The sequence below is a fragment of the Dictyoglomus sp. DH genome, assembly GCF_055181375.1.
In genome coordinates this window covers 124,600-149,910 of record NZ_CM143706.1, presented here as the reverse complement: position 1 = coordinate 149,910, position 25,311 = coordinate 124,600, and the positions used below count along the sequence as shown (strand labels likewise).

At 31.9% G+C, this 25,311-nt stretch carries 22 protein-coding genes; 12 read left to right on the top strand and 10 right to left on the bottom strand.

The features are described 5' to 3' along the window. From ACY3JJ_RS00685 to ACY3JJ_RS00675, 3 genes are read right to left on the bottom strand one after another with little or no spacing between them, the layout of a single operon-like run. A complete protein-coding gene (locus ACY3JJ_RS00685; RefSeq protein ID WP_463091901.1) occupies positions 1-456 on the bottom strand; it encodes a COG2426 family protein in 456 nt (151 codons plus the stop codon). Continuing rightward, positions 453-1,616 carry a C45 family autoproteolytic acyltransferase/hydolase gene (locus ACY3JJ_RS00680; RefSeq protein WP_463091900.1) on the bottom strand — a complete coding sequence of 388 codons (1,164 nt, stop codon included), beginning with the start codon at positions 1,614-1,616 and terminating at the stop codon, positions 453-455. The genes ACY3JJ_RS00685 and ACY3JJ_RS00680 overlap by 4 nt, the downstream gene beginning before the upstream one ends. Further along, on the bottom strand, positions 1,582-2,895 hold the full coding sequence (locus ACY3JJ_RS00675; protein ID WP_463091899.1) for a hypothetical protein: 1,314 nt from the start codon (positions 2,893-2,895) through the stop codon (positions 1,582-1,584). Before ACY3JJ_RS00675 ends, ACY3JJ_RS00680 begins: the two co-directional genes overlap by 35 nt. Before the next feature lie 161 nt (positions 2,896-3,056). On the opposite strand from ACY3JJ_RS00675, the gene ACY3JJ_RS00670 reads away from it, so the two are divergent. From ACY3JJ_RS00670 to ACY3JJ_RS00630, 9 genes are all read left to right on the top strand, one after another. After that, entirely contained in the window at positions 3,057-4,862 is a 1,806-nt protein-coding gene (locus ACY3JJ_RS00670) for a DUF2207 domain-containing protein (RefSeq protein ID WP_463091898.1), read from the top strand. 24 nt (positions 4,863-4,886) lie between these two features. Beyond that, positions 4,887-7,250 carry a phosphoketolase family protein gene (locus tag ACY3JJ_RS00665; protein ID WP_463091897.1) on the top strand — a complete coding sequence of 788 codons (2,364 nt, stop codon included), beginning with the start codon at positions 4,887-4,889 and terminating at the stop codon, positions 7,248-7,250. A 16-nt stretch (positions 7,251-7,266) separates the two neighbouring features. After that, positions 7,267-7,872 (top strand): hypothetical protein, encoded by a 606-nt coding sequence (locus tag ACY3JJ_RS00660; protein ID WP_463091896.1) that lies wholly within the window; start codon positions 7,267-7,269, stop codon positions 7,870-7,872. A gap of 45 nt (positions 7,873-7,917) precedes the next feature. Beyond that, a complete protein-coding gene (locus ACY3JJ_RS00655) occupies positions 7,918-8,553 on the top strand; it encodes a TetR/AcrR family transcriptional regulator (RefSeq protein ID WP_463091895.1) in 636 nt (211 codons plus the stop codon). 77 nt (positions 8,554-8,630) lie between these two features. Then, positions 8,631-9,329, top strand: a complete 699-nt coding sequence (locus ACY3JJ_RS00650; RefSeq protein ID WP_463091894.1) for an ABC transporter ATP-binding protein — start codon at positions 8,631-8,633, stop codon at positions 9,327-9,329. Continuing rightward, positions 9,329-11,545 carry an ABC transporter permease gene (locus ACY3JJ_RS00645; RefSeq protein ID WP_463091893.1) on the top strand — a complete coding sequence of 739 codons (2,217 nt, stop codon included), beginning with the start codon at positions 9,329-9,331 and terminating at the stop codon, positions 11,543-11,545. Before ACY3JJ_RS00650 ends, ACY3JJ_RS00645 begins: the two co-directional genes overlap by 1 nt. A 78-nt stretch (positions 11,546-11,623) precedes the next feature. Further along, a complete protein-coding gene (locus ACY3JJ_RS00640; protein WP_463091892.1) occupies positions 11,624-12,064 on the top strand; it encodes a hypothetical protein in 441 nt (146 codons plus the stop codon). Positions 12,065-12,083: 19 nt separating this feature from the next. Beyond that, the gene (locus tag ACY3JJ_RS00635; RefSeq protein WP_463091891.1) at positions 12,084-13,745 is read left to right on the top strand and encodes a glycoside hydrolase family 44 protein; all 1,662 of its coding nucleotides are present in this window, start codon (positions 12,084-12,086) and stop codon (positions 13,743-13,745) included. A gap of 52 nt (positions 13,746-13,797) precedes the next feature. Continuing rightward, entirely contained in the window at positions 13,798-14,526 is a 729-nt protein-coding gene (locus tag ACY3JJ_RS00630) for a pseudouridine synthase (RefSeq protein ID WP_463092609.1), read from the top strand. A gap of 8 nt (positions 14,527-14,534) precedes the next feature. Here ACY3JJ_RS00630 and ACY3JJ_RS00625 read toward each other — a convergent pair whose 3' ends face one another. From ACY3JJ_RS00625 to ACY3JJ_RS00615, 3 genes are read right to left on the bottom strand one after another with little or no spacing between them, the layout of a single operon-like run. Next, positions 14,535-15,332, bottom strand: a complete 798-nt coding sequence (locus ACY3JJ_RS00625; RefSeq protein WP_463091890.1) for an alpha/beta hydrolase — start codon at positions 15,330-15,332, stop codon at positions 14,535-14,537. 44 nt (positions 15,333-15,376) lie between these two features. Continuing rightward, on the bottom strand, positions 15,377-16,882 hold the full coding sequence (locus ACY3JJ_RS00620) for a GH39 family glycosyl hydrolase (RefSeq protein ID WP_463091889.1): 1,506 nt from the start codon (positions 16,880-16,882) through the stop codon (positions 15,377-15,379). Between the two features lie 35 nt (positions 16,883-16,917). Next, positions 16,918-18,471: a glycoside hydrolase family 43 protein gene (locus tag ACY3JJ_RS00615; RefSeq protein ID WP_463091888.1), complete on the bottom strand. Its 1,554-nt coding sequence runs from the start codon at positions 18,469-18,471 to the stop codon at positions 16,918-16,920. A 160-nt stretch (positions 18,472-18,631) separates the two neighbouring features. Between ACY3JJ_RS00615 and ACY3JJ_RS00610 the strand changes: the two genes are divergently transcribed. From ACY3JJ_RS00610 to ACY3JJ_RS00600, 3 genes are read left to right on the top strand one after another with little or no spacing between them, the layout of a single operon-like run. Then, on the top strand, positions 18,632-19,564 hold the full coding sequence (locus ACY3JJ_RS00610) for an ABC transporter ATP-binding protein (RefSeq protein ID WP_463091887.1): 933 nt from the start codon (positions 18,632-18,634) through the stop codon (positions 19,562-19,564). Then, positions 19,561-20,727 carry an ABC transporter permease gene (locus ACY3JJ_RS00605; RefSeq protein ID WP_463091886.1) on the top strand — a complete coding sequence of 389 codons (1,167 nt, stop codon included), beginning with the start codon at positions 19,561-19,563 and terminating at the stop codon, positions 20,725-20,727. Before ACY3JJ_RS00610 ends, ACY3JJ_RS00605 begins: the two co-directional genes overlap by 4 nt. Then, the gene (locus tag ACY3JJ_RS00600) at positions 20,724-21,794 is read left to right on the top strand and encodes an ABC transporter permease (protein WP_463091885.1); all 1,071 of its coding nucleotides are present in this window, start codon (positions 20,724-20,726) and stop codon (positions 21,792-21,794) included. The genes ACY3JJ_RS00605 and ACY3JJ_RS00600 overlap by 4 nt, the downstream gene beginning before the upstream one ends. A gap of 1 nt (position 21,795) precedes the next feature. Here ACY3JJ_RS00600 and ACY3JJ_RS00595 read toward each other — a convergent pair whose 3' ends face one another. Genes ACY3JJ_RS00595 through ACY3JJ_RS00580 form a run of 4 tightly spaced genes read right to left on the bottom strand, consistent with a single transcriptional unit; the run spans position 21,796 to position 25,237 of the window. Beyond that, entirely contained in the window at positions 21,796-22,932 is a 1,137-nt protein-coding gene (locus ACY3JJ_RS00595; RefSeq protein ID WP_463091884.1) for a DUF362 domain-containing protein, read from the bottom strand. Between the two features lie 30 nt (positions 22,933-22,962). Beyond that, on the bottom strand, positions 22,963-23,961 hold the full coding sequence (hypE, locus tag ACY3JJ_RS00590) for a hydrogenase expression/formation protein HypE (protein WP_463091883.1): 999 nt from the start codon (positions 23,959-23,961) through the stop codon (positions 22,963-22,965). Then, positions 23,962-25,032 carry a hydrogenase formation protein HypD gene (gene hypD, locus ACY3JJ_RS00585; protein ID WP_463091882.1) on the bottom strand — a complete coding sequence of 357 codons (1,071 nt, stop codon included), beginning with the start codon at positions 25,030-25,032 and terminating at the stop codon, positions 23,962-23,964. Then, positions 25,022-25,237 carry a HypC/HybG/HupF family hydrogenase formation chaperone gene (locus ACY3JJ_RS00580; RefSeq protein ID WP_463091881.1) on the bottom strand — a complete coding sequence of 72 codons (216 nt, stop codon included), beginning with the start codon at positions 25,235-25,237 and terminating at the stop codon, positions 25,022-25,024. The genes hypD and ACY3JJ_RS00580 overlap by 11 nt, the downstream gene beginning before the upstream one ends. Between the last annotated feature and the right edge of the window lie 74 nt (positions 25,238-25,311).

The following is a 25,311-nucleotide window of genomic DNA, read 5'->3' as shown; positions in this document are numbered from 1 at the left end:
CTAAAAAATCATATTACTAAATAGGGTAAGCATTGATACAATGCAACTTGCAAATATAACACCTAAGGTTATGGTAAAAAAGGCTTCTTTAAAATTTAGGCCTAAGACTCTGGCTAATATAGCACCAGTAAAAGCTCCTGTTCCAGGAAGAGGAATTCCTATAAAAATTACCAATGAAAAAGCAAGGCCAGATGGATATATTTTTAGCTTTCTCAATTTTCTTTTTAAAAATCTTTCATAATAACTTTTTAAGGGCTCTCTACTAAGGAGAGCTCTACTTATAAAATCAATAGTAAAATATATCGCTATACCCATTAATGTATTTCCTAAAAAGCTTATTAAAAAAGTTTCCCAGGGAGAAAGACCATTATATATTCCATATGGTATGGAAACTCTGCATTCTCCAATAGGTGTTATTGAAAGAAGAAAAACTTTTATTATTAATTTTAGGTTCATATATTAAATTCCTCCCATGTTCCATAAGTTACCGGAGATTTAATGTTTTGGGCTATAAATAATTTTCTTTCTCTTGGTAAATAAATAATACTTTGTAATGTTAACCTCGTACTTACACTTTTAAGAATTTCTTTGGCGTATTCCACATCTATATTATTAACTTTTTCTATTTTTTCTCTTATTATTTTCTCCCTTTCCCTTGTATCTATCTGGTGAACATAAGACCCATCTTTAAGGGGGATAGGCATTTCTTCAACAAGTCTTTGTGCTTGTTCTGATATCATTTCAGGATGTTGATAGTGATTTGTAGCTATTAGGAAGCCTTTATCCCTTAAATCCCTTATGTATTTCATCTTTGGACTTATTTCAAGAATAACTGCATTATTTTTATCTGAGACAAGTACATTTAATCCTTGAAAAGTATATGGAGCATTATTTAAAGCATCATCTAAGTTGTTGGAGTATTGAATTATTTTGCGGGTTAGGAGAAATTCTGGAGCTCCCATCTCTTTTCTTTTACTTTGGGATACATTTATTGAAACGAATAAATTGTCTGATATACCAGTATAAGACCCAGCAAGGGCAGGCCAAGAAATAGCTATAAAGGAATTTCCTTTTTCTGGGTAATATTTAAAAATAGTAGTGCATAATGGAAGTTCATCTATGAATACCCCATAATCGAGATTTCTTCCTATAATTAAACTTCCATCTTTATTTCTAAAAACAAAGGATGAACAGCTTTTTCTCATGCTTTTACCAATATAGTAAGTAGATATTTCATCGGTAAGATTGAAAAGAAGAATTTTTTCATAGGGTACATGGCTGGCATCAGAAATTCCCTTCATTTCTTCAAAAAATTCCTTGGATTCAGGGTAAAAATTAAGTATCTTTTTCTCAAAATCTTTTGCAGTTTTAAGCATTAATCTATAAAATAATTTCCCTTTTATCTTGCCTTGAAAAAGACATATTAAATTCTCAAAGTTATCATTAAAATATTGAATCTCGTCTTTAAGAGCTATTCCATGCTGATAGCCTATCTCATAGGGACTACCTTTAAGCTCTACCACTCTTATGTTGTCTTTTTGGGAAAAATACATGGTTTCAAAATTTTTTTGGATAAACATATTACTGTGGATATGGTCCTGTGTTACCTTCTTCATTTATTTTTATCACATAAACATCATATCCTCCTGATCCAAAAGACAATGTAAATCCTGCTATAATATATCCCCCATCACATGTTTGCCAGATAGAAAGTGCCTCATCACGATCTATTCCTCCATAAGTTTTTTCCCAGGCTTTATTCCCATTTTTATTAAGTTTTATAATGTAAACATCCTTTCCACCAAACCCAAAAGATTCAGTAACCCCTGCAACAATATAACCACTATCATTTGTTTGCTGTATTGATAATCCCCAATCATTATTTTTTCCACCAAAAGTTTTTTCCCAAACTTTGTCTCCATTTTCGTTAAGCTTTATTATGTAAACATCACTTCCCCCCTTACTAAAGGATTCTGTCCAACCTACAACAATATATCCTTTATCTTTGGTCTGCTGGATAGAATATGCTTCATCATAATTTTTTCCACCAAAAGTTTTTTCCCATTCCTTACTTCCATTTTTATTTAGCTTTATGATATAAAAATCACCATTACCTGCCCCAAATGAATCTGAAAATCCTGCAACAATATAACCTCCATCTATTGTCTGTTGGATTGAAAAGCCTTCATCCCAACCATTTCCTCCATATATTTTATCCCATACTTTATTACCATTTCTATCAAGTTTTATAATGTAAACATCCTTTCCTCCTGAGCCAATGGAATATGTTAAACCTGCAACAATATATCCTCCATCTTTTGTTTGCTGAACAGAATATGCTTCCTCATTCTTACTTCCTCCATAAGCTTTTTCCCAAATTTTATTTCCATTTTTATCAAGTTTTATTATGTAAAAATCAACATTGCCTGATCCAACGGATTTTGTTCCACCAACAGCAATAAACCCATTATCTGTTGTTTCATAAATTGAGTTTCCTTTATCCCAAGATTTTCCCCCATAAGCTTTTTCCCAAATTGTATATCCATTTTTGTCAAGCTTCATTACATACAAATCAGACCCCCCATTCCCAAAAGACCATGTATGTCCTGCAATGATGTACCCTTCATCTTTTGTCTGCTTTACAGAATACCCATAATCATCATTTTCCCCACCAAAAGTTTTCTGCCAGACCTTATATTGAACTTTATTTTCTTTTTTTACATTGATACTAAAGCTTTTAGTAGTTACTATCTTTTCATAAAATTTAACAGCTTCTCCTAACTTATTTCCATTTATATTGGATTCAAGTTTTAATACCTTTTTAACTGATATCTCAGAAAAACTTATGGAAATAAAAAGAGTAAGGATTAAAATAGTAATCAATAATTTTTTCATTTTATTCTCCTTTCTATATATCGTAACTATTCCATATTATAACATTTTATCTTTGTTACAATTATCGATAAAAATTTATGAAATCAAGTTTCTTTTCTTCAAAAGTTTACCTTTTAAAATGCTATAATTATGTTAAACTTTACATAATTTTAGGAGGAGACATGAATAAGATTTTTAAATTCTTATTAATCCTTCTTTTATTATTTACCATATCTTATGGAAAGGAATATAGAATAAGAGAAGCAAGAGTATATTACAATATTTTGCCAAGTGGAGAGATAGATGTTAAAAATCAATTAACCTATGATTTTTCAGGATCTTTCTCAAGGGCATGGATTACTATACCAAGAGGAAAATATACTTTGGAGGATGTATCCGTAGGTGAGATAGTTGGGGGATCTCTAAAGAATTATACCTATCATCCTGAAACATCTGAGAGGATTCCAGCTACTTTTGATGTGGTTGAGAATAGTAAAGAGTATAAAATTAGTTGGTTTTATAGAGCAAATTATACGGAAAAGACTTTTGTAATAAGCTATAAGTTAATCAATGCCCTAAAAGTATATAATGACGTGGCTGAATTCTATTGGAAAGTATGGGGAGGAGATTGGGATATAGGACTTCCAGCTTTGTGGGTAGAAGTTAATTTACCCTCTGAAATAAAATCCAAAAATGATATAAATTATTGGCTCCATCCTAAGGTAGAGGGAAAGATAGGAATAAAAAGAGATTACAAAGGCATAATTGCATATGCTGGAAGTATACCACCTCATCAATGGGTAGAGGTAAGAGTAGTATTTCCAAGAGGTTATTTGACCAATTTAGATCCGTTTAAGGTTGAGTTAATAGCTAAAAATGGTAAAGATTTAATCTTAAAAGAAGAGGAAAGGTGGCAAAAGGAAGAAAAAAGAAAACAGCTTATACAAGCTATTTTAACGATTATCTTTGGTATACTGTCAGTAATATTCTTACTTCTTGGTTTTGTTTTGCCCCTTCGTATATATTTTAAATATGGTAGGGAGCCTGTGGTACAATATGATAGAGAATATGAGCATGAGCCACCTTCAGATATACCACCAGCATGGGTAGATGCTCTTATAAATCAGACACCTACTCTTTCTACTAATTCTATTGTGGCTTCAACTCTTGAGCTGGCAAGAAGAGGATATCTCAAGTTTAAAGAAGAGATTAAAGAGGGGTTTTTAGGTATAAAGCATAAAGATTATAAGATTATCATAATGGATAAAGAAGTAGAGAAAGATCTTTCTGGAGAATTAAAACTTCTTCTTAATAAATTTAAAGAGTTTGGTAAAGAATTCTATGTTTCTGATTTAAAGAAAAAAAATTTAAGTAGTTTCAAGAAAGATTTTGATAAGGAAGTAGAAAAAGGTGTCTTTCAAGAGAAGAAATGGATAATTGATGAAGGAAAAAGAAAATTATTATACTTAATGATTTTGTGGATTGTGGTAGAGGTTTTTTTGGGAATTTTGACCTCTATACTACACTCTTGGAGTATACTTATGCTAATGTTAATTATAGGTATAAACATTGTTATTTCTATTATTTTTATGCATTCAGCACAAAGATATTCTCCTGAAGGGAAATTACTTGCTTTAAGATGGAAGGCTTTTAAGAGGTATTTGAAAGATTTTTCTCTTATCTCAGAGCGACCACCCTCTTCTTTAGTTCTTTGGGAGAAGTATTTGGTCTATGGTACTGTGTTAGGAGTTGCTAAGGAAGTTTTAAAGGCAATGCAGATGTTAAGTATCCCTGTAGATCAGATAACATGGTATGCTCCCGCTTATGCAGGGAGTATAACGGGCTTATCAGATTCTATTCAAAGTTTTAGTTCTTCTCTTGAGAGTTTTAGCAATGCCTTTTCAAGTAGTGTAGCTTCCTCTACATCTTCCTCCTCTTCTTCTGGAGGAGGTGGAGGAGGTGGGGGCGGTGGTGGAGGGGCTGATTAAAAATTTAAGAAAGGAGTTGATATTATGATTGAAAAGTTAAACGAGTATTGGAGAGCTTGCTGTTATATTTCAGCTGGGATGATTTATCTTCTTGATAATCCTCTTTTAAAGGAACCATTAAAGCCTGAGCATATAAAGGAGAGGCTTCTTGGACATTGGGGGGCAAGTCCTGGACTTTCCTTTGTATATGTTCATGGTAATAGGGTAATAAAAAAATATGATCTTAATTGTATATTTATTGCAGGTCCTGGACATGGAGCACCAGGTGTTATTGCACCAGCATATTTAGAAGGAACTATAAGTGAACTTTATTCTCAGTTTAGTCAAGATGAGGAGGGAATGAAAAATCTTTTTAAAGCCTTTTCATTTCCGGGAGGTCTTGGTAGCCATTGTACTCCAGAACTTCCTGGATCTATACAAGAGGGTGGAGAGCTTGGTTATAGTTTGTCTCACGCTTATGGTGCTGTTTTTGATCATAAAGATCTTATAGCCATTACTGTGGTAGGTGATGGTGAGGCAGAAACTGGTCCTCTTGCTACCAGTTGGCATTCAAATAAATTTTTAAACCCTGTTAAGGATGGAGCAGTACTCCCAGTATTACTTCTTAATGGATATAAGATAAATAATCCTACTATTTTGGCAAGAATAGATAATGAAGAGCTTTTGAATCTTTTTAAAGGATATGGATATGAACCATATCTTGTGGAAGGTGAAGATTCTCTTGAAGTACATGAAAAGATGGCAAAGACTATGGATTCTTGTATAGAAAAAATCTTGAATATATGGGATACTGCCAGATCTCAGGATAAGCCATTTAGACCTTACTGGCCTATGATTATTTTAAAGACTCCAAAGGGTTGGACTGCTCCAAGGAAGGTTGGAAATCACTATATTGAGGGATATTGGAGAGCTCATCAAGTGCCTTTTTCTGATGCAAAGGAAAATCCTGAAAGTTTGAAGGTTTTGGAGGCTTGGCTGAGAAGTTATGAGCCTGAAAAATTATTTACTCCTGATGGAAAACTAAGGGAAGATTTAAGGGAGATAGCCCCATCTGGAGAGAAAAGAATGAGTGCTAACCCATATGCTAATGGTGGATTATTAAGAAGAGAATTAAAACTTCCTAATCTTAAGGATTATGCAGTGGAGGTGAATAAACCCTTTGAGGATAAGGCAGAAAATACACGTCCTTTAGGTGTGTTTTTAAAGGAAGTTATAAGATTGAATCCAGATAATTTTAGGGTCTTTGGACCTGATGAAACAAAATCAAACAGATTAGATTCAGTATTTAAATATGGAAAGGTTTTTATGGGGAAGATTCTTCCTGAAGATGAGGATGAAGGATATCTTACACCCTTTGGAAGAACTATGGAGATGCTTTCAGAACATACCTTGGAGGGATGGCTTGAAGGGTATCTTCTTACTGGAAGACATGGATTTTTAAATACATATGAAGGATTTGCCCCCATAATCTCCTCCATGGTAAATCAATTTGGAAAATGGCTTGATATCTCTTCTGATGTACCTTGGAGAGCTCCTATCTCATCATTAAATTTACTATTAACCTCTGTAGTTTGGAGACAAGATCATAATGGTTTTACTCACCAAGATCCTGGTTTCATAACATCTATTGTGGATAAGTGGCCTAATGTGGTAAGAGTATACTTCCCCCCAGATGCTAACACATTACTTTGTACCGTATGGCATTGTTTCCAAACCACTAATAGAATAAATATTATAGTCATAGATAAACAGAAACATCCTCAATATCTTTCTATGGATGATGCATTTAAACATGCTATGAAAGGTATTGGAATATGGGATTTTGCAAGTAATCATCCAGAAGAAGATCCTGATGTTGTTATTGCAAGTTGTGGTGATATCCCAACAAAAGAGGCTATCTATGCTGTTAAGCTTTTAAAAGAGTTTTTCCCTTATCTAAAGATAAGATTTGTAAATGTGGTAAACCTTTTTACTCTTACACCTAATACAGAGCATCCAGATGGACTGACAGATAAAGAGTTTGATTCTTACTTTACAAAAGACAAACCTATAATATTTAACTTCCATGGTTATCCATGGCTTATACATAGGTTAACCTATAGGAGAAATAATCATAGAAATATTCATGTGAGAGGATATAGGGAAAATAGAAAAATAGGAATAGATGCTGGATATCTTGCACCTTTCTTAAAAGGAAGAGGAGGTATAACCACACCTCTTCAACTTGCTATATTGAACCAGATAGATCGTTATAGCATAGCCATGGATGTTATTGAAAGGGTAGAAGATTTGCAGAATAAAGGAGGTTATTACAAAGATTTATTGAAGAATATGCAGATAGAAGCCCTTGAATATGCATACAATCATGGGGTTGATAAGGAAGAATAGAGGAGGTAGGAATAAAATGAAAAGTTTAAAAATAATTTTACTATCTATATTTATACTTACCTTGATCTCTGTTTTCTCCTTTTCTCAAAATGAGGCTGATGCAAGTATAGTTATCTCTCAAGAAACTCTAAATAAATTTTTGTCTGCGATTGGAGAGATAAAAAGAACTGAGAGCTTTAATGTTTCTGGGATTAAAAGTGAGTATACCTGGATTGTTAAAAATCCAAGAATAATTTTAGATGACAACAAGGCAAGATTTGAAGCTGATGTTTCTGTATCTATAAAGTTTCCTTCTGTGAGCTATACAACACCTGCTTATGGAGAGGTTTTGGTAAAGTATTTATTGAATGAGAATAGGATTTATATTAAAGTGGAAAAAGTAGCTTTTGAAGTAGCTTTTAGTATTCTTGGGAAAAAGGTTAAGGTAGGTGAGGTCGATGTATCTAAGATTTATCAAATTGCCTTTTCCTTCTCAGGCCCAAAACCTTTTGAATCAGTGGTTTCAGTAAGTATGCCTGATGGCAGTATTAAAATGATTAAGATAGAGACTATACCAGTATTAATGATTGAAAAGGGGAAAATTGTAGTAGGATCACAGATAAATTATCTTCCTGTAAAGTAAAAATTTGATATTTTAGGGAGTTTTAGAAAATAGGGAGAGAAGGTAGTGCCAAGGAAGACCTTTTTTAATTTGTCTGAAGAAAAAAGAAAGAAAATAATAGACACACTTATAAAATATTTTGCCACGAGGCCTTATAGTAAGGTAGATATTGAAGATGTAGCAAGAGAATGTAAAGTGGCAAAAGGAAGTATGTATCAATATTTTGAGAATAAAAAAGATATGTATTTTTATGTTATAGAAGAATCGACAAGAAGGTTGTTAGAAGTTGTAAGCATCTATGATTTTGAAAAGATTAGTCTTTTTGAATATGTGGAAAGATCTTTTGATGATACTTGGAAATTTCTTAAAGAACATCCTTATGAATACATGCTTCTTGAAAAAACTGCTTTTAATGATGATTCACCCTACAAAGAAGAAATACAAGAATTTTTAAAAGCTAAAACTAAATCTTTTCTTTACGAATTGATTGTAAAAAATCAAAAAGTTGGATTGATTAGAGAGGATATTTCTCCTGAATTAATTTTAATTTTTATTGAGTCTTCATCATGGGGGTTAAAAAGATTTTTTATTGAGATGGCTAAATTGCAGGGATTAAATGTATATGATCTTCCAAAGGACTATGTTAAAAAAACAGAAAATGATTACCTTAAACTTTTAAAAGAGGGGATAGGGAAAAAATGAAATTATCTTGACAAATTATGACTGAATAGTCATAATTGTATTGAAAGGATATAAGGATATTTTTAGGGGAGGTTTTTATGTTTATTCAAGTAGAAAATGTTTCTAAGGTCTATCAAGTGGGAAAGTTTAAAGTAAATGCTCTTAAGAACATTAATATGTCATTAGAAAGAGGTAAGTTTTATGTAATACTTGGTCCTTCGGGATCTGGAAAAACTACATTTTTAAACATAATTGGAGGAATAGACAGACCTGACGAAGGAAAAGTAATAGTGGATGGGGAAGAGATAACAGGATATGATGATAAAGCTTTAACAAATTATAGAAGAAGAAAACTGGGTTTTGTTTTTCAATTCTATAATCTTGTAAATTCCCTTACTGTTTATGAGAATGTACTCTCTACTAAGTATCTTTCTGAAGATGGATTAGACCCTAAAGAAGTCTTAGAAGTGGTAGGAATGTGGGAGCACAGAGATAAGTACCCTTTTGAAATATCAGGGGGAGAACAACAAAGGGTTGCTATAGCAAGGGCAGTAGTAAAAAATCCAGCAATTATTTTGTGTGATGAGCCTACCGGAGCCCTTGATTTTGAAAATGCAAAGAAAGTTTTGAGGCTTTTGGAAGATATTAATAGAAAGTATGGAACTACCATCATTATAGCCACACATAATACTGCTATATCTCAAATGTCTCGCAAAATTATTAAATTAAGAAGTGGAGAACTTACTGAATTTATTGATAATGCCACTCCTCTCTCTGCTGAGGAGGTGGTTTGGTAATGCTCAATAAAATACCATTAAGGATAATGTGGAGAGATAAGTCCCATTTTATAGGAATAATTCTTTTAGTTTTTCTTGCCTCTTTTGTATACAATATTTTTAGCGTAACTATGACAAATGTAGATATCAATTACAAAAATTTTGTTGAGAAATACAAACAAGAAAATTTTCATTTTATTACCTTTTTCCCTATTGATATAGAAGAGATTGAGAAAAAATATAATGTGGAGATAGAGGAAAAATTTACTTTTGATTATAACTATGATGATAAAACCATTAGATTTTTCAATATTACCGAGAGGGTAAATAAGCCATTAATATTGGAAGGTAAAATGCCAAGTTTAGGAGAGGTAGCTATTGATCCCAATTTTTCTCAAAATAACAATTTGAAGATTGGAGATACTATAAATATAAATGGATTACCTTTTAAGATTTCTGGATATGTGGCTCTTCCTGATTATATCTATATTACAAAAAATGAAACTGATATTTTACCAGATCCGTCTCATTTTGGTGTTGGAATAATGAATATGGAAGATATGAAAAAATTTATCTCCAGTGTAGCTTATAGATATTACATGGTAAGAGGTAAAATCAATGATGTAGATTCTTTCAAGGCAGATATAAATTCAAAATATAATTTACTCTCTTTTCAAGAAAAAGATGAAAATTGGAGAATTATTGTTACTGAGAGAAAGGTAGAAAGTGGAAAGCCTCTTTCATATGTTATGGCGTTTACTATTCTTTTAATCTCCTCTTTGCTTCTTTTTATTGTTTTGAGAAGATTAATTAATTCTATGCATAGGGAGATAGGTACTCTTTATGCTCTTGGATATAGTAAGGGTGAAATTACTAAGTTATATATGTTATTTCCTTTTTTTATATGGCTTTTTGGGGCTATTACAGGTGGAATTTTAGGCTATATCTATTCCGATAGTTTTATAAATTTATATGTATCTTTCATTAGTGTACCAATTGTGGAAAAGATCTTTCCTGTAAAAGATCTTTTTGTGGGTATATTTTTGCCAATAGTTTTTATGGGGTTTTCTGGATTCTTTGCTATAAGAGATCTATTAAGGAAAAAAGTAGTTGAGATAATAAAAGGAGAAACAGAAAAGACATTTAAAGTTAGGTTTCGTATAGGTTTTTTAGATAAATTCTCTTTTAAGCTTGGGATAATGATAAAGCATGCTCTTCTTCATCCTTCGAGAGAGATTGTAATTATTTTGGGTGTTGCTTTTTCTACTTTGATATTAATGTATGGTATTACTGCTAGATCAGCTCTTTCAAACCTTGTTTATGATACATTTCAAAATACTTTCAGATATAACTATATGTATGTTTTTAATTTCTATCAGAAAGATCATAGATATCCTAATTCTGAAAGATTCAATATGTTATCCTTTTATAAGGAAGGGACAAAAACAAGGATTACAATTTACGGAATAGAGAAGAAATCCCAACTAATTGTGTTAAGAGATAACAAAGGAAATAGGGTAGATTTAGAAGGGTTTGTTATATCACAAGCCCTTGCTGATAAGCTAAATTTAAAAGAAGGTGACATGTTAAAGGTAATAAATACAATTGATGGGAAGAGATATTCTCTTAAGATTTCAAAAATAGTAGATCTTTTTGTAGGAAATACTGGTTATATGAATCTTGAAGAATTTAATAAAACCTTTGGATTAGAAGATGGGGCTTTTATTGGGCTATATTCCATCGATAAATTAAATATCCCTAATGAAGAATTAATTGTATCCATGAGCAAATCAGATTTGATAAAAGCCTTTGATGATTCTACTGAAAGTGTGAACCAGATATTGCAGATGATGTACATTGTGTCTTTCTTTATGGCCTTTATTATTATCTATATACTTTCTTCCCTTATTGTTACTGAAAATAGGAAGGCATTAAGTATATTTAAGATACTTGGTTTTAGAGATGGAGAATTAAGTACTATGTTTTTAGGATTTAATAATGTTTCTTTTCTTCTTGGATTTTTAATAGGCATTCCTTTATATAGTTCGTTCATTAAGTATATCATTAATGTGGCTTTAAGAGACCTTGATTTTTCATTGAAGATGTATGCAGGATTTAAGGATATATGTCTAACTTTTATTATTCTTTTTGGCGCTTTTATACTATCTAAATATTTAAGTAGAAGAAGAATAGGAAAGATTTCACCAGCAATTGTAATAAAGGAACAGACAGAATAATATTTAGAGGACTTCATTTCTGTATGATATAATAAATGGCATTAAATATTTATCTCATGTAGTTTGGGAGGTGTTATAGTGAGAAGATTAATCTTATTTGTTTCAACTCTAATTTTCTTGTTTTCAGTGACTTATGCAGGAAATTTTGGGGTAGGTATAATTGCTGGTGAGCCAACAGGAATCTCTTTGAGGCTTTGGCAAAATAAGGTAAATGCTTTTGATTTTGGCATTGCTTGGAGTATAGATGCCAATATATTGCATATCTCAGCCGATTATGTAACCCATAATTATGGAATATTTAAACCCACATCAGGTACTATGCCTTTTTATTATGGTATAGGATTAAGAATACTTGCAAAGGATAATACAAATTTTGGTGTAAGAGTTCCCTTAGGGATAGTTTTTATACCAAAAGGAACAACCTTAGATTTCTTTTTTGAAATAGTCCCTACCCTTAATCTTGTGCCTGCTACTAATTTGGATGTAGATGGAGCAATAGGATTTAGATATTATTTCTAGCTAAGGAGAAGGATAAACTATGGAATATTTAAAAATAATACTTCTTGTTGTTATTCTTCTTTTTATTGCAGGTTGTACAAAACAATCATCTACCAATGACGGTACTGTTATGCCAACAGGAAATTTTGAGTGTAATATTACAATAGATCCTTATCAGGGTAGGACTGAAATAAGTCCTTACATATATGGGGTAAATCAGGATATAGAAGGGGTCAAAGCTACAGCAAGAAGGATAGGAGGGAATAGGTTAACAGGGTATAATTGGGAGAATAATGCTTCTAATGCAGGGTCAGACTGGTATCATAGTAGTGACTATTACTTACCTTGGGTTTTGGGAATTCTACAAAGTGATTATAATAAACCTGGCATAGTATTTACTACTTTTCATGATAAATCTTTGAATATGGGAGCAATAAGTCTTATTACTCTTCAAATGGCTGGATATGTAGCGAAAGATGCAAATGGAACAGTTTCAGAAAATGAAACAGCTCCATCTGCAAGATGGGCTGAGGTGAAATTTAGAAAAGGATCTTCCTTTTTTTTAAATCCTGATACAAATGATAATTATGTGTATATAGATGAACTTCTAAATTTTCTTATAACAAAGTACGGAAAATCAGATTCCCAAACAGGTATAAAAGGATATCTTTTAGACAACGAACCAGATCTTTGGAATAGTACTCATCCAAGGATTCATCCCCAAAAAGTAACATGTAATGAGCTTATTACAAAATCAATTGAGCTTGCAAAGGTAATAAAAGAAATGGATCCAAATGCTATGGTTTTTGGTTATGAATCCTATGGTTTTATGGGATTTTACAGTTTACAGGATGCTCCAGATTGGAATAATTTAAAAGGTAATCATAAGTGGTTTATAAGCTATTATCTGCAGAAAATGAGAGAGGCTTCTGAGCAGTTTGGAAAGAGACTTCTTGATGTTTTGTCTATTCATTGGTATCCCGAGGCAAGATCTTCTTCTGGAGTTAGAATATGTTTCGATGGGGAAGGGACAGAAGATAAAGATATATCTATAGCAAGGATGCAAGCTCCAAGAACTCTCTGGGATCCAACCTATAAAACTTCTTTGAAAGGGCAGATAACTTCTGGTGAGAATAGTTGGATAAATCAATGGTTTCCAGAATTTTTACCTCTTATACCGAGAATAAAGGAGGATATAGATACTTATTTCCCAGGAACAAAGCTTGCTATTACAGAATTTGATTATGGTGGAAAAGATCATATATCAGGGGGAATTGCTCTCGTGGATGTACTTGGCATTTTTGGAAAATATGGGGTTTATCTTGCTACAAGATGGGCAGAGAGTGGTTCCTATGCTGCTTCAGCCTATAACATCTATCTAAACTATGATGGTAAAGGCTCAAAGTATGGGGATATATGTGTAAAAGCAGACTCATCAGATGTGGAGAAGATGCCTGTATATGCATCTATACACAAAGATGATCAAAATAAGTTGCATATTATTTTGATAAATAGAACGTGGGATGAGGAAGGAATTGCTAAGATAAAGATTCACGGGGACTATACTTATACATCTTGCACCATTTATGGATTTGATTATAGGTCTCCTGAAATTAAGAAAATAGATACTATTAGTAATATTGAGAATAACTATTTTGAATTAAAAGTGCCTCAATTAACCGTTTATCATCTTGTATTTTAAAAATTTAGGGGAAGAAAGTTTATTCTTTCTTCCCCTTTAAGGAGAAAAGATGATGAGACTTGATAGATTTCTTGTAAATCAAGGTTTTGGAAGTAGAAAGGAAGTACAAAAACTTATAAAATCAGGAGTTGTTAAGGTAAATGAAGAGGTTATAGACGACCCTTCATATCATATTGATCCCAATAAGGATATAGTGAATATTGATGGTGAAGAAATAGAGTATAAAGAAAATTTTTATTTTATGCTTAATAAACCAAAGGGATACATTACTGCAACTTATGATGAAAAATACCCAACAGTTATGGATTTATTTTCTTCTGAACCAATGATTGATAAACTATTTCCTATAGGAAGGCTTGATATTGATACAGAAGGACTTCTTATAATAACTTCAGATGGACAACTGGCTCATAGAATTACCCATCCTAAGTGGAATATAGAAAAAGAATACTTTGTAGTTGTTGATGGTGATGTATCAGATATTGATTTTTCAAGATATGAAAAGGAAGGAATATATTTAAGGAAGGAAAAGTATAAAACAAAACCTTTCAAAGTGAAAGTTTTAAAAGCTTCTCCAGAAGAATCAGAAATACTCATTACTATAACAGAGGGAAAATATCATATAATAAAGAACATGATGGCTGAACTTAAACATGAAGTAATTTATTTAAAAAGAGTAAGAATAGGACCTTTGAGGCTTGACGAAAATCTTGCCCCTGGTGAATACAGAGAGCTAACAAAAGAAGAGATAGATATGATAAAAAGGTCTGTAAAAATGTAAATTAATTTTTAAAAATTATTATTAATCCATTCTAAAGCCTTGAATATGTATTTATTCCAGAATTGCCAGTCATGGGTACCATCATCTTCCACATAGGTTACATCTATTCCTTCTTGTTTTAATGAGTTATATAGATCTCTGTTTTCTTGAATAAGAAAATCGTCTTTTCCGCATGCCATATATATTTTGGGAATACTTTCTCCTTTTTCTTTTAACCTTTTAGCAAGAGCTGTTATATCTTTATCACTACCAATTAAGGAATTTAAATCTCCAAATACGTGTCTATAGTATTTATAACTTGCAATGCCATTGTTATAATCGGGAGTGATGCCTGATATCTTGTTAATTATAAGGGCTGAGGATAGAGCAATTATTCCTCCAAAAATATTATTATAAACAAGGCCATTTCTCAATGCTCCATATCCTCCCATGGATAATCCTCCAATAAAAGTTTTTTCTCTTTTTTCCGGTATAGGAAATATATTTCTTGTAAATTCGATTAGTTCTTCGCCTATAAATCTACTGTAATAAGCTTCTCTATCCTCATCATCTAAATAAAAACTATTCTCCCCAGATGGCATAAATATTGCTACATTGTAACGTAAAGATAATTCTACTATTTGGGCTCCATATAACCAATCCATATGATTTCCTGCATATCCATGCAAGAGATATATTGTCTTCATTGAATCAATATCTGTGTTTTTGGAAAAGCTTCTATCAAATCTATCTACAGGTAATACAGCCATTAGTGTTGTACTTCTTTTAAGCATCTTTGAATAAAAATTAATTTCCATGATGGCCATTATAAGATTCCTCCTTCGAATTTATACATTAATATATAAGGATATTAGTATCCCGGGATCTTGCTATCATCAAGTCCTATGTATGTAGGTGTTTCATCTTTAATTTTTGACAATTCATACAATGCTACTGCGTTTTTACCAAGTTTTATATTGAATGTTATGTATCCATTGTTTGCTTTCATTCGCCATGTGGTAATGTAGGGTTGAGCTACTTCTTTCAAGGTTTTTATTTGCTCCTTTGATGGAAATCTTGGTCTACCCATATCGATCCATGTCTTCCATGGATTACCATGATTCTCATCTATTAATTTTTGCTTTACAAATATGTCTTCGAATTCTACTGGTATTTCGAGCTTATATTCTCTTTCTTGTTCTGCATCTTTGCTCATAACCTCATTCCATGCAACAATAGCAATAGATCCATCTTCTCTTTGAGTTACTAAAATATGTTCATCTCTATACAATATCTTTTTGCCCATTGCATTGAAAAATGTAAACATATGGAATACAGGTTTCGGGATGTTATTAAATGCCACTAACCCAAAGCCACCATGAAAAATTGATCTTGGCACATCTGCCTCTTCAAAGACATCGCTAAATGTCCAGTAAGAGAAGGAATCTACATAATCCCCGCCCTTACTTAAAACCCTTGCAAGGTATGCAGCATTAAAGGGAGTGTCATGTATAGGGCATAAAGGATTATAAGAGCTATTGTATTCGGTTATGTGGATGGGTAAATTAGGGAAAGGTGAATTTTTTACTTGATTTCTTACCTCTCTAAATTCCCTTATCATGTAATCAATAGGATTTACATCATGATAAGCAAAGTGTGGTGTATATTCTGGGGTTTTTGCCGTGTATGAATGGCGTGTGACAAAATCTACTGGTACATTATTTTTATAACAAAAATTTAGAAAGTCATCTATCCAATGTTCTCCTCCTCCACAAATAGCGGGTCCACCAACTTTTATGTTTTCATCTACCTCTTTTATAGCTTTTACTGTGACCTCGTATAATTTAAAATACTCAGCTTGATTGGCATCTTTCCAGAATCCACTCAGGTTAGGTTCGTTCCATATTTCAAAGGGCCACTGTTCTACCTCTTTTTCTCCATATCTTTCAATAAAATGTTTAACTACTGCTTTAATGAGTTTTTCCCATTTATTATAATCACTGGGAGGAGTAACATTTCCTCTCCAATAGAATATAGTTTGTGTACCAGAAGCAAGTTTTGATGGCATGAAGCCTATTTCTACAAAAGGACGTATACCAAGTTCTAAAAATGTATCGTAAATTCTATCAATATATGTAAAGTTGTAAAAAGGTTGAACTTTATCTCCTACTATGTCTTCACGGTATATTCCCACATCATCATGAAGGAGTCCGTGGGCTCTTAAATATTTAAATCCAATATGCTGTTGTACATAAGTTAGAGCATCAATATATTCTTTTTGAAGAGCAAGACCTATTCGACCACTACCAACACAAAATTTCCAATTGTCAGGAAAAGTTCCTATTTGTTTGTCTTTTTCAATTTTAATATGAGTCATTATTTATTAACCTCCAATATTTATAAATTTTCTTTTTACTTTACAAATCTCCATGTATCCATATCAAATAAATTAACTGCTTTTTCACCTTTAAAAACAAAATATAAGTCGTGAGTACCTGTTATGTTGTTGATATCTGCTTCCACTTTAATCCATCTTGATGAATTATTATTTTGTGGAGTAATCTCTATAACAGAAATTGGTTTATTGTCTATAGAATCTAATCTAATTTCTATATAACTTTTCCCATTGATATTAGAAACCATGGCTTCAAATTTCTTCGGTGGTGTGTTTCCAAAATCAACTTTTGATAGTGCAATCCAATCCCCATTATCTATATTTGTTAAACACATGTTATTACTTGCGTTTTCTTTCTTTGTAGAAATTCCTGCACACCATGCGAACGTTTCTGCTTCAACGGTTTTATAAGGATCAAATGGTTTTATTTGAGATACTCCCTTGTAATCTGCTATAACTTCTTTAATCTTTCCGTTTTCAATTTTTACTTCATTTATATGAGGTGATCTATAACCTTTTGCAACTCCCATGTCTAACGCAAGAGTCTGGGCATGATATGCAATATACCATTTACCTTTAAATTCGAAAAGCTGATGATGATTATTACTACCAACAATAAAGAAGTATCCTGGATTTTTCAATATTACTCCTTGGTATTCCCAGGGTCCCATAGGGTTTTTACTTGTCATGTATGCTATAGCTCCTGCAGGAGGACTTCCTACTGGCTTTGGTCCACTGTAAAAATTTGTACAATAGGAGTAGTAATATAAACTATTTATTTTATTAATCCCTGAGTCTTCAAACATAAAGGGAGCTGGTATTACTTTTGCTTCTCCTATAACGCTTATCATGTCATTGCCAAGCTGCATAACTCTTGCTGTGTTAGGCATTTCTTCTTTTCCTTTTGGAACTCCCCCACCAAAATAAATATATGCTTTTCCATCATCATCTACAAGTACAGCAGGATCAAATAACCATACAACTCCCAATACACCGGGAGTATACCAAGAAATAAGAGCCTTTCCAAGAGGATCTGTCCAAGGACCAATTGGTGATTCTGATGTCAAGACACCAATACCACTGGCATTGTTTGAAAAATAAAGGAAAAATTTATCTTTACCATTTATTTTTTTACATACTACTGCAGGAGCCCAAGAATTCATTGCCCATTTAGCAATGCCATTAGATCCGGCTACCTCAATTTCACCATGATCAGTCCAATTGGCAAGATCTTCTGATGATATAACAGTGATCTTGTTAATTTTACTATATGAGTTTTCTTTTACATTACCATTAATATCATATTCTAAAATGTCATTAGTAAGATATATGTACACTCTATCGTTATATACAAGAACAGCTGGATCTGCACCAAATTTGTGGGATATTAATGGATTCCCATTAGTCGGTTTTTTACCAATAGGTTTTTTAGGTATAACTATAATATCCGCACTAAGCGTAGCGCTTGTTTCTGCCTTTAATGGAATTAATGATAAAAGGAAGATAATAATAAAAACGATTGTATACATAGTACTAAAAAACCTTTTTATATTACCTTTAGTGACGAACATTTTAACCATCCCTTTTTATAAATATTTAGTAGAAATTTTAATATAATTTGTAGACATAAGTCAATATATTGTTTTTTAACATTTTAACCATCATATCAATTTCCCTTTTTATGTATAACTTTAATTGACTTTCTCTTGATTTTGTCCTACTATATATTTTATGAATAACCATAAATTTCTTGTAGAAGTCGAAGATCTAAGAAAATATTATGGTAATGTTAAAGCAGTAGATGGTGTAAGCTTTAAGATAAAACAAGGGTCTATTTTTACTCTTTTAGGGCCTAATGGGGCAGGAAAGACGACAACACTTGAAATAATTGAAGGTTTAAGAACCCCAGATAGTGGCAAGATTACTATATTTGGAAGACAAGTTGATAGAATTGGGAGAGAAGAGAAAGAGTTAATAGGTGTTTCTTTACAGGAGACTAATCTTATTTCTCATCTTACTGTAAGGGAAACTCTTTCTATGTTTAGAAGTTTTTATAAGCGCGGACTAAGGGTAGATGATGTACTTGACTTTGTTAATTTAAAAGAAAAAGAGAAAAGTTATGTGGAGAAACTTTCGGGTGGTCAAAGACAAAGACTTGCTATAGGACTTGCTATTATTAATGATCCTCTTCTTTTATTTTTAGATGAACCAACAACTGGCCTTGATCCTCAAGCAAGAAGAAGTGTATGGGATCTTCTTTTGGATCTAAAGAAGAAAGGTAAAACTATAGTTCTTACAACACATTATATGGAAGAAGCAGAATTTTTAGCTGATTGGGTATGTATTATGGATCATGGAAAAATAATAGCAGAGGGTACGCCAGAAGATCTAATAAGAAGTATAGGAGGGGAAAGTGTAATTGAGGTGGATGTGGAAGAAAATCATAGCTTTTTAGAAGATTTAAATAATATGGGATTGAATTATGTATTTAATTCTAAGAATAAGCGTCTTGTGATTAAGACAAACAATGTTTTAGAGGCTATTGAGAACCTTTTAAAGATAGCTAAAGGAAAAGGTATAAAGGTTAGAAATGAGACTATAAGACAGCCAAATTTAGAAGATGTGTTTTTAACATTAACAGGAAGACAGCTTAGAGAAGAATGATGATTATTAAAAATTCAATCTATTTTTTTAAATCTGCTATAAGGGAAAAAGCTTATATTTTTTGGTGTATCGCATTTCCAGCAATCTTAATGATGATTCTTATAACTATTTTTTCATCTTTATATGAAGTAAAGAGGGTTAATTTTGATATTTATTTGGTAAAAAATGAATCAGGAGATTTTTCAAATATTATTTACAACGTATTTGAAGATCTAAGTAAAGGAGAAGAAAAGATATTTAATTTAAAAATTTTTAAAAATATTAGTATTGGAGAAAAACTACTTGAAGATTTGAAAAAGGGTAAGACAAAACTTATAGTAGAAATTCCCGAAGGATTTGATTCTTTAATACTTTCTAATATTACTATGAGAATTTTTGGGGCTGATGTAAATCCAGTACCAATTAGAGTTTATACCTTGAGGCATAGTCTTTCTTCTCAAGCTGCAAGTATGGTTGTAAGAAGTATTATAGATAGAATGAATTTAGAATTTGTAAAAAGGCTAACAGATATTCATGAATATAAGGTAAAAAGCGAAATATTAGGTAGCAAAAAGGGATTTTCATATGTTGATTTCATATTTCCGGGGATGATTATAATTGCTATATTTTTTACAGGAATGTTTGGAATTGGGCAAGAACTTTCCTGGTATAGGGAAGGTAAAATATTAAAAAGATTTCAGTTAACCCCTATTTCACCTCTTAATTTTTTCCTATCTTATTTTCTCTCTCGCTTTTATTTTTTTATTCTTCAGATTTTGGTTCTCTCCTTTGTGGGAAAGGTGATTTATAAAAGTTCTGTTAATCCTTTCTCTTTCTATTTTATTTTTTATGTATTTCTTACCATGTTTACCATTTCTACCTTTGGATTTTTTATATCAGCGGTAGCTAAAAACACCAATTCAGCTAATGTGATAGGGCAGATTCTTAATTTTCCATTACAATTTCTTGGGGGTATCTACTTTCCTGTGAATGATGTGCCGTGGTTTGTAAAGTGGATTGTTGTTATTAATCCTATCACGTATTTGGCTGCGGGTATAAGGGATACGCTTGGTATTATGCCTTCACCATATCCTATATATTTAACTATTTTGATTCCTTTAGTTTACTTTTTAATCTTTTTGCTGATATCTATTAAAAAATATAGAGATATGGAATTAACATGAGAGCATTTATTAATATTGCATTTTATAGAATAAAAAGTTTTTATAGAGATACCTTTACCTTTCTCTTTACCATTATACTTCCTCTTATCTTTGTCATAATATTTGGCTTTGTTTTTGGTGGAAGTGCTGCAGGTACTAACGAATATGGTATTTCTTTAGGAATTATTAAAGATAATAGTGATCTTGTTCAAGTATTAAAAGAGTTAGGAGATATGAAAGTTGTATTAGTAGATAATGAGGAAGAATTAAGGAATCAGGTATTAAAGGGGTATATAGATGGGGGAGTGATATTTGACAAAAGTGAATTTAATTTATTAATTAACTTTTCAAGTTTTCAGCAGAAACCATTCTTAAGGACTCTTGGAGAAAATCTCGCTAATGTTTATGCGCTCCATGAGATAGGCAAGGGAAGGGGAATTGTTAAAGTTGAAGAAGAATTTATTGAGCCTGGTAAAGCTCGTGTAACAAGCTTAGGATATAGCATTCCTGGTGTTTTAAGTTTTTCTATTTCAGGATCTATATTTACTATGATTGCTCTTTTTGGATATTATAGGAAAAGGAAGGTATTAAAAAGATTTGCAATAACTCCAATAAGCCCTTTATCATTTGTATCAGGTATGGTTTTTGCTAATGTTATTTTAAGTATTTTATCGTGTATACTTGTTCTTTTTGTAGCCCAAATTATTTTTAATCTTAACTTTTCAGTCAATTGGGGTGTCTTTTTATTGTCTTTATTCTCTTCAATTCTTGGTATGATGGCATTAGGTATTATAATAACTGCTTTATTTAAAGAGCCACAAACTGCAAATAATGTAGGGAACTTACTTGTAAATATAATGCTTTTCTTTTCAGGTGTATATTTTCCTCTTGATTTTCTGCCTAATTATCTGAAGATTTTAGCTCGTTTTTTGCCCCTTTATTATGTGGGTAAAGCTTTAAGAATATCTGTAGGTGTTGAAGAGGGTGATTTAGGTTTTATATATACTTTATCCACTATAATGGTTTTGATTTTTGTTCTTCTCATCTCCATTTTTGGAAGAAAAATTTTATCTTTGGAGGAAGATTAATTTATCCTCTAAATATATGTTTTGCTAATAAACTTTTTTCAAGTCTGATTGATTCTTGGGGGCAAAGTTCATGACAACAAAAACAAGATATACATTTACTGTAATCTATAAACATTTTATTATTTATTAAAGATATAGCTTTCTTAGGACAACCATTCTCACATATTCTGCATTTTATACATTTGGTATCATCAATAACAGGATATTGTCGTATTAGTTTGTTAAATAAAAAAGAAGCTATATTACCCATAAAAGATGGTAAATTTTTTGTTATGGAGTAGAAGTTTTTAACCTTTGCTACATTATGATTGTAAAGTTTATCTTTTTCTTCACCGATAATCTCAATTTTCTCTATATCTATCTCTCCAAGTCCCTTCTTATAGGCTATCAAATTTGTGAATATTTCTTGAGGACTATATCCAAGGATTATACTTGATATTACATCTACCGCAACTGCATCATCTCCTATTATTAATTTCCCAAATCTTCTTGGATTACCAGCAGATGGTCCTTCTCCTTCCATACCTATAATTCCATCAACGATATTTATTAAGGGGTTTACTTCTTTAAATATATCCACCAAAATATGGGCAAACTTCTCAGGATTTATTGCAATAGCATGCATTTTTGATTTATTCATGCCGGGTACAAGACCAAATGTGTTTTTTATAGCACATGTAATTAGCATAAAGGTATGGGTTTTTAACTTTGGTACATTTATTATGTAATCCACTTCTTTTATAAATTTTGTTATTGGTATTTCTCCTGCAAGATCACTCTTAATATTCATAACTCCATAGGTATATAAATTAACAAGATTTGCTCCTTGTCGTTCTGCAACTTCTTTTAACCCTGTTATTCTATATAGATGATCCATATTTGTAGCTGTGTTTCCAGGGGTGTCCCCAATATATACGTCCTTTACTCCTTTTTCTTTAAGTACTTCTATTAAAGATTCTATTAAAATTGGGTGAGTTGTAATAGCTTTTTCTGGAGGTGCAGCCATAAGAAGATTAGGTTTAATAAAAATCTTTTTTCCTTTAAAATCTGGCAGCTTAAAATGATCAAAAGCTTTTAAAATTTTTTCTTTTAATTCATCTTTATTATAATCTGCGTTATACACTGCTACTTTACTCATGAAATTATTCTCCTTCCTAATTCTTAGATTTTAACAAATTCTTGGTAAAAGATCCTTTTTTAGAGGATCTATTACCCTTTTTGTCCCCATTTTAGTTTTTAAGTAAACTCTTTTTCCCATACCCTTTATTTCTCCAATTACCTGTGCTTTTTGTCCTAAAGGGTGATTTCTCAGAAATTCCATGATTTTTTTCTCTTCTTTTTTATCTGCAACGATAATTACTTTTCCTTCATTAGCAGAGTATAGGGGATCTATACCAAGAATCTCACTGGCATTTTTAACCCATGGTTTTACAGGAATTTTTTCCTCGTCTATCTCAATTTCCACATTATATCTTTGAGCGATTTCATTTAGTATACCAGCAACTCCTCCTCTTGTTGGGTCCCTCATAAATTTTATTCCGCTACTGATTTTTAAAAGTGGAAGAGTTAGGTTATGTAGTGGAGCAAGATCTGATTCTATTTCTTCGGTTTTTATTCCCAATCTTTCCAGCATTATTGATAATCCATGTTCTCCAATCTCTCCATTTATAATTACAATATCACCTTCTTCTATCTTTCTACCATGCCAGCTTGCTCCATCCTCTATTACTCCTATACCCGTTGTGTTTATATAAATCTTGTCTCCTTTTCCTTTCTCTACCACTTTTGTATCGCCGGTTACTACTTTAACATCACATTCATCTATAGCAGATCTTATAGATTCTAATATTTTTCTAAAATCCTTTAGAGATAGACCTTCTTCTAAGATAAATCCTACACTTATATAAAGAGGTTTTGCTCCCATTACTGAGAGGTCATTTATGGTACCGTATATGGAAAGTTTGCCAATATCTCCACCCTTGAAGAAGATAGGAGATACTACAAAAGAATCCGTAGTAAAGGCAATTTTCCCTTTTATATCTATAAGAGCAGAATCTAATAGTTCTTCTAAGATTTCATTTCCAAGGTATTTCAATATCTCTTCTTCTATAAGTTTTCTTGTTGCTTCTCCCCCATTTCCATGAGAAAGAAGGATAATATCTTCCATTTATTCTCCTCCATAAATGTAATAGGCTGAACATGTGCCTTCTGAGGATACCATGCAAGGTCCCTTTGGACTTTCAGGTGTGCAGGATTTTCCAAAAAGAGGACAATCTGTAGGTTTTATCACTCCTCTTAACACTTCTCCGCATCGGCAATAATTGTTTTTTGATTTTAAACTCTTTGGTTTTTGAGGATATATTTTTCGGATATCAAATTCTTCAAATATTTCATTTAAAACAAGTCCACTTTCATCTATAATACCTAAACCTCTCCAACTGGCGCTTTCTTTTTTAAATACTTTATACATATATTCTAATGCGGTTTTGTTTCCTTCTTCTTTTACACTTTTTTCATAGGCATTGATAAGAGCTGGCTTTTCTTCTTCTATAATTTTTACCAAACAATAAAGTCCGTATAATATTTCTTCAGGTTTAAATCCCATTATTACAAAAGGAATTTTATATGTATTAAATAGTTCTTCCCATCCTTTTCTGCCAATTATTGTAGATACATGTCCGGGGCCAATAATCCCATCAATTTTAATTTCTCCCATATCAAGGATAGCTTTCATGGCAGGAGGTGTTAGTTTGTGTAATGAGAGAAAATATAGATTTTTGATATTTTCCTCCTTAGCTTTTATTAAAGTAAAGGCTAAATTAGGGGCTGTAGTTTCGAAACCTATGCCTATAAGTAAATATTTTTTATTTGGTTTTTGTTTAGCTATATTTACAGATTCTAAAGGAGAATATACTACTATTACTTCTTTACCTTTGGCTCTTAGATAATTTAGACTGCCATTGTTTCCTGGTACATTTATTAGATCTCCAAAGGTTATAATGCTTAAGTCATGATTTTGGGCAAGTTCTATTATATAATCAATATCTTCTTCGGATGTTACACAAACTGGGCATCCAGGTCCTGATAAAAGATGGATGTTTTCAGGTAAGAGTTGTCTAATTCCATAACGAAAGATTTCATGAGTGTGAGTACCACAAAATTCCATTATATTTATCTCTTTTTTTGATATCTTTTTTATTCTTTCTACTACTTCCTTAATATCCACTTTACTTTTCAATCTCTTCTAATGCTAAGAATATATCATTAGCCTCTTCTTCGCTTAGAATACTAATAGAAAAGCCAGCATGTACTAAAACATAATCTCCTACTTTTACCTCAGGGGTAAAGATAGTACTTATCTCAAGAGTAGGACCTCCCATGTCCACAAGAGCAGTGTTATCTTCTCTAACTTCCACAACTTTTAATGGTACTCCAAGACACATATGTTTCCTCCTAAATTATTTCTTTGTATTTTAAGATTATACCATATTTTATACCTTATAATGGGTATGATCTG

Bases quoted from the DNA above. Each gene is read 5' to 3' on its own strand.
- ACY3JJ_RS00685 (WP_463091901.1), bottom strand. From the start codon at position 456: ATGAACCTAAAATTAATAATAAAAGTTTTTCTTCTTTCAATAACACCT.
- ACY3JJ_RS00680 (WP_463091900.1), bottom strand. From the start codon at position 1,616: ATGAAGAAGGTAACACAGGACCATATCCACAGTAATATGTTTATCCAA.
- ACY3JJ_RS00675 (WP_463091899.1), bottom strand. From the start codon at position 2,895: ATGAAAAAATTATTGATTACTATTTTAATCCTTACTCTTTTTATTTCC.
- ACY3JJ_RS00670 (WP_463091898.1), top strand. From the start codon at position 3,057: ATGAATAAGATTTTTAAATTCTTATTAATCCTTCTTTTATTATTTACC.
- ACY3JJ_RS00665 (WP_463091897.1), top strand. From the start codon at position 4,887: ATGATTGAAAAGTTAAACGAGTATTGGAGAGCTTGCTGTTATATTTCA.
- ACY3JJ_RS00660 (WP_463091896.1), top strand. From the start codon at position 7,267: ATGAAAAGTTTAAAAATAATTTTACTATCTATATTTATACTTACCTTG.
- ACY3JJ_RS00650 (WP_463091894.1), top strand. From the start codon at position 8,631: ATGTTTATTCAAGTAGAAAATGTTTCTAAGGTCTATCAAGTGGGAAAG.
- ACY3JJ_RS00645 (WP_463091893.1), top strand. From the start codon at position 9,329: ATGCTCAATAAAATACCATTAAGGATAATGTGGAGAGATAAGTCCCAT.
- ACY3JJ_RS00635 (WP_463091891.1), top strand. From the start codon at position 12,084: ATGGAATATTTAAAAATAATACTTCTTGTTGTTATTCTTCTTTTTATT.
- ACY3JJ_RS00630 (WP_463092609.1), top strand. From the start codon at position 13,798: ATGAGACTTGATAGATTTCTTGTAAATCAAGGTTTTGGAAGTAGAAAG.
- ACY3JJ_RS00625 (WP_463091890.1), bottom strand. From the start codon at position 15,332: ATGGCCATCATGGAAATTAATTTTTATTCAAAGATGCTTAAAAGAAGT.
- ACY3JJ_RS00620 (WP_463091889.1), bottom strand. From the start codon at position 16,882: ATGACTCATATTAAAATTGAAAAAGACAAACAAATAGGAACTTTTCCT.
- ACY3JJ_RS00615 (WP_463091888.1), bottom strand. From the start codon at position 18,471: ATGTTCGTCACTAAAGGTAATATAAAAAGGTTTTTTAGTACTATGTAT.
- ACY3JJ_RS00610 (WP_463091887.1), top strand. From the start codon at position 18,632: ATGAATAACCATAAATTTCTTGTAGAAGTCGAAGATCTAAGAAAATAT.
- ACY3JJ_RS00605 (WP_463091886.1), top strand. From the start codon at position 19,561: ATGATGATTATTAAAAATTCAATCTATTTTTTTAAATCTGCTATAAGG.
- ACY3JJ_RS00600 (WP_463091885.1), top strand. From the start codon at position 20,724: ATGAGAGCATTTATTAATATTGCATTTTATAGAATAAAAAGTTTTTAT.
- ACY3JJ_RS00595 (WP_463091884.1), bottom strand. From the start codon at position 22,932: ATGAGTAAAGTAGCAGTGTATAACGCAGATTATAATAAAGATGAATTA.
- hypE (WP_463091883.1), bottom strand. From the start codon at position 23,961: ATGGAAGATATTATCCTTCTTTCTCATGGAAATGGGGGAGAAGCAACA.
- ACY3JJ_RS00580 (WP_463091881.1), bottom strand. From the start codon at position 25,237: ATGTGTCTTGGAGTACCATTAAAAGTTGTGGAAGTTAGAGAAGATAAC.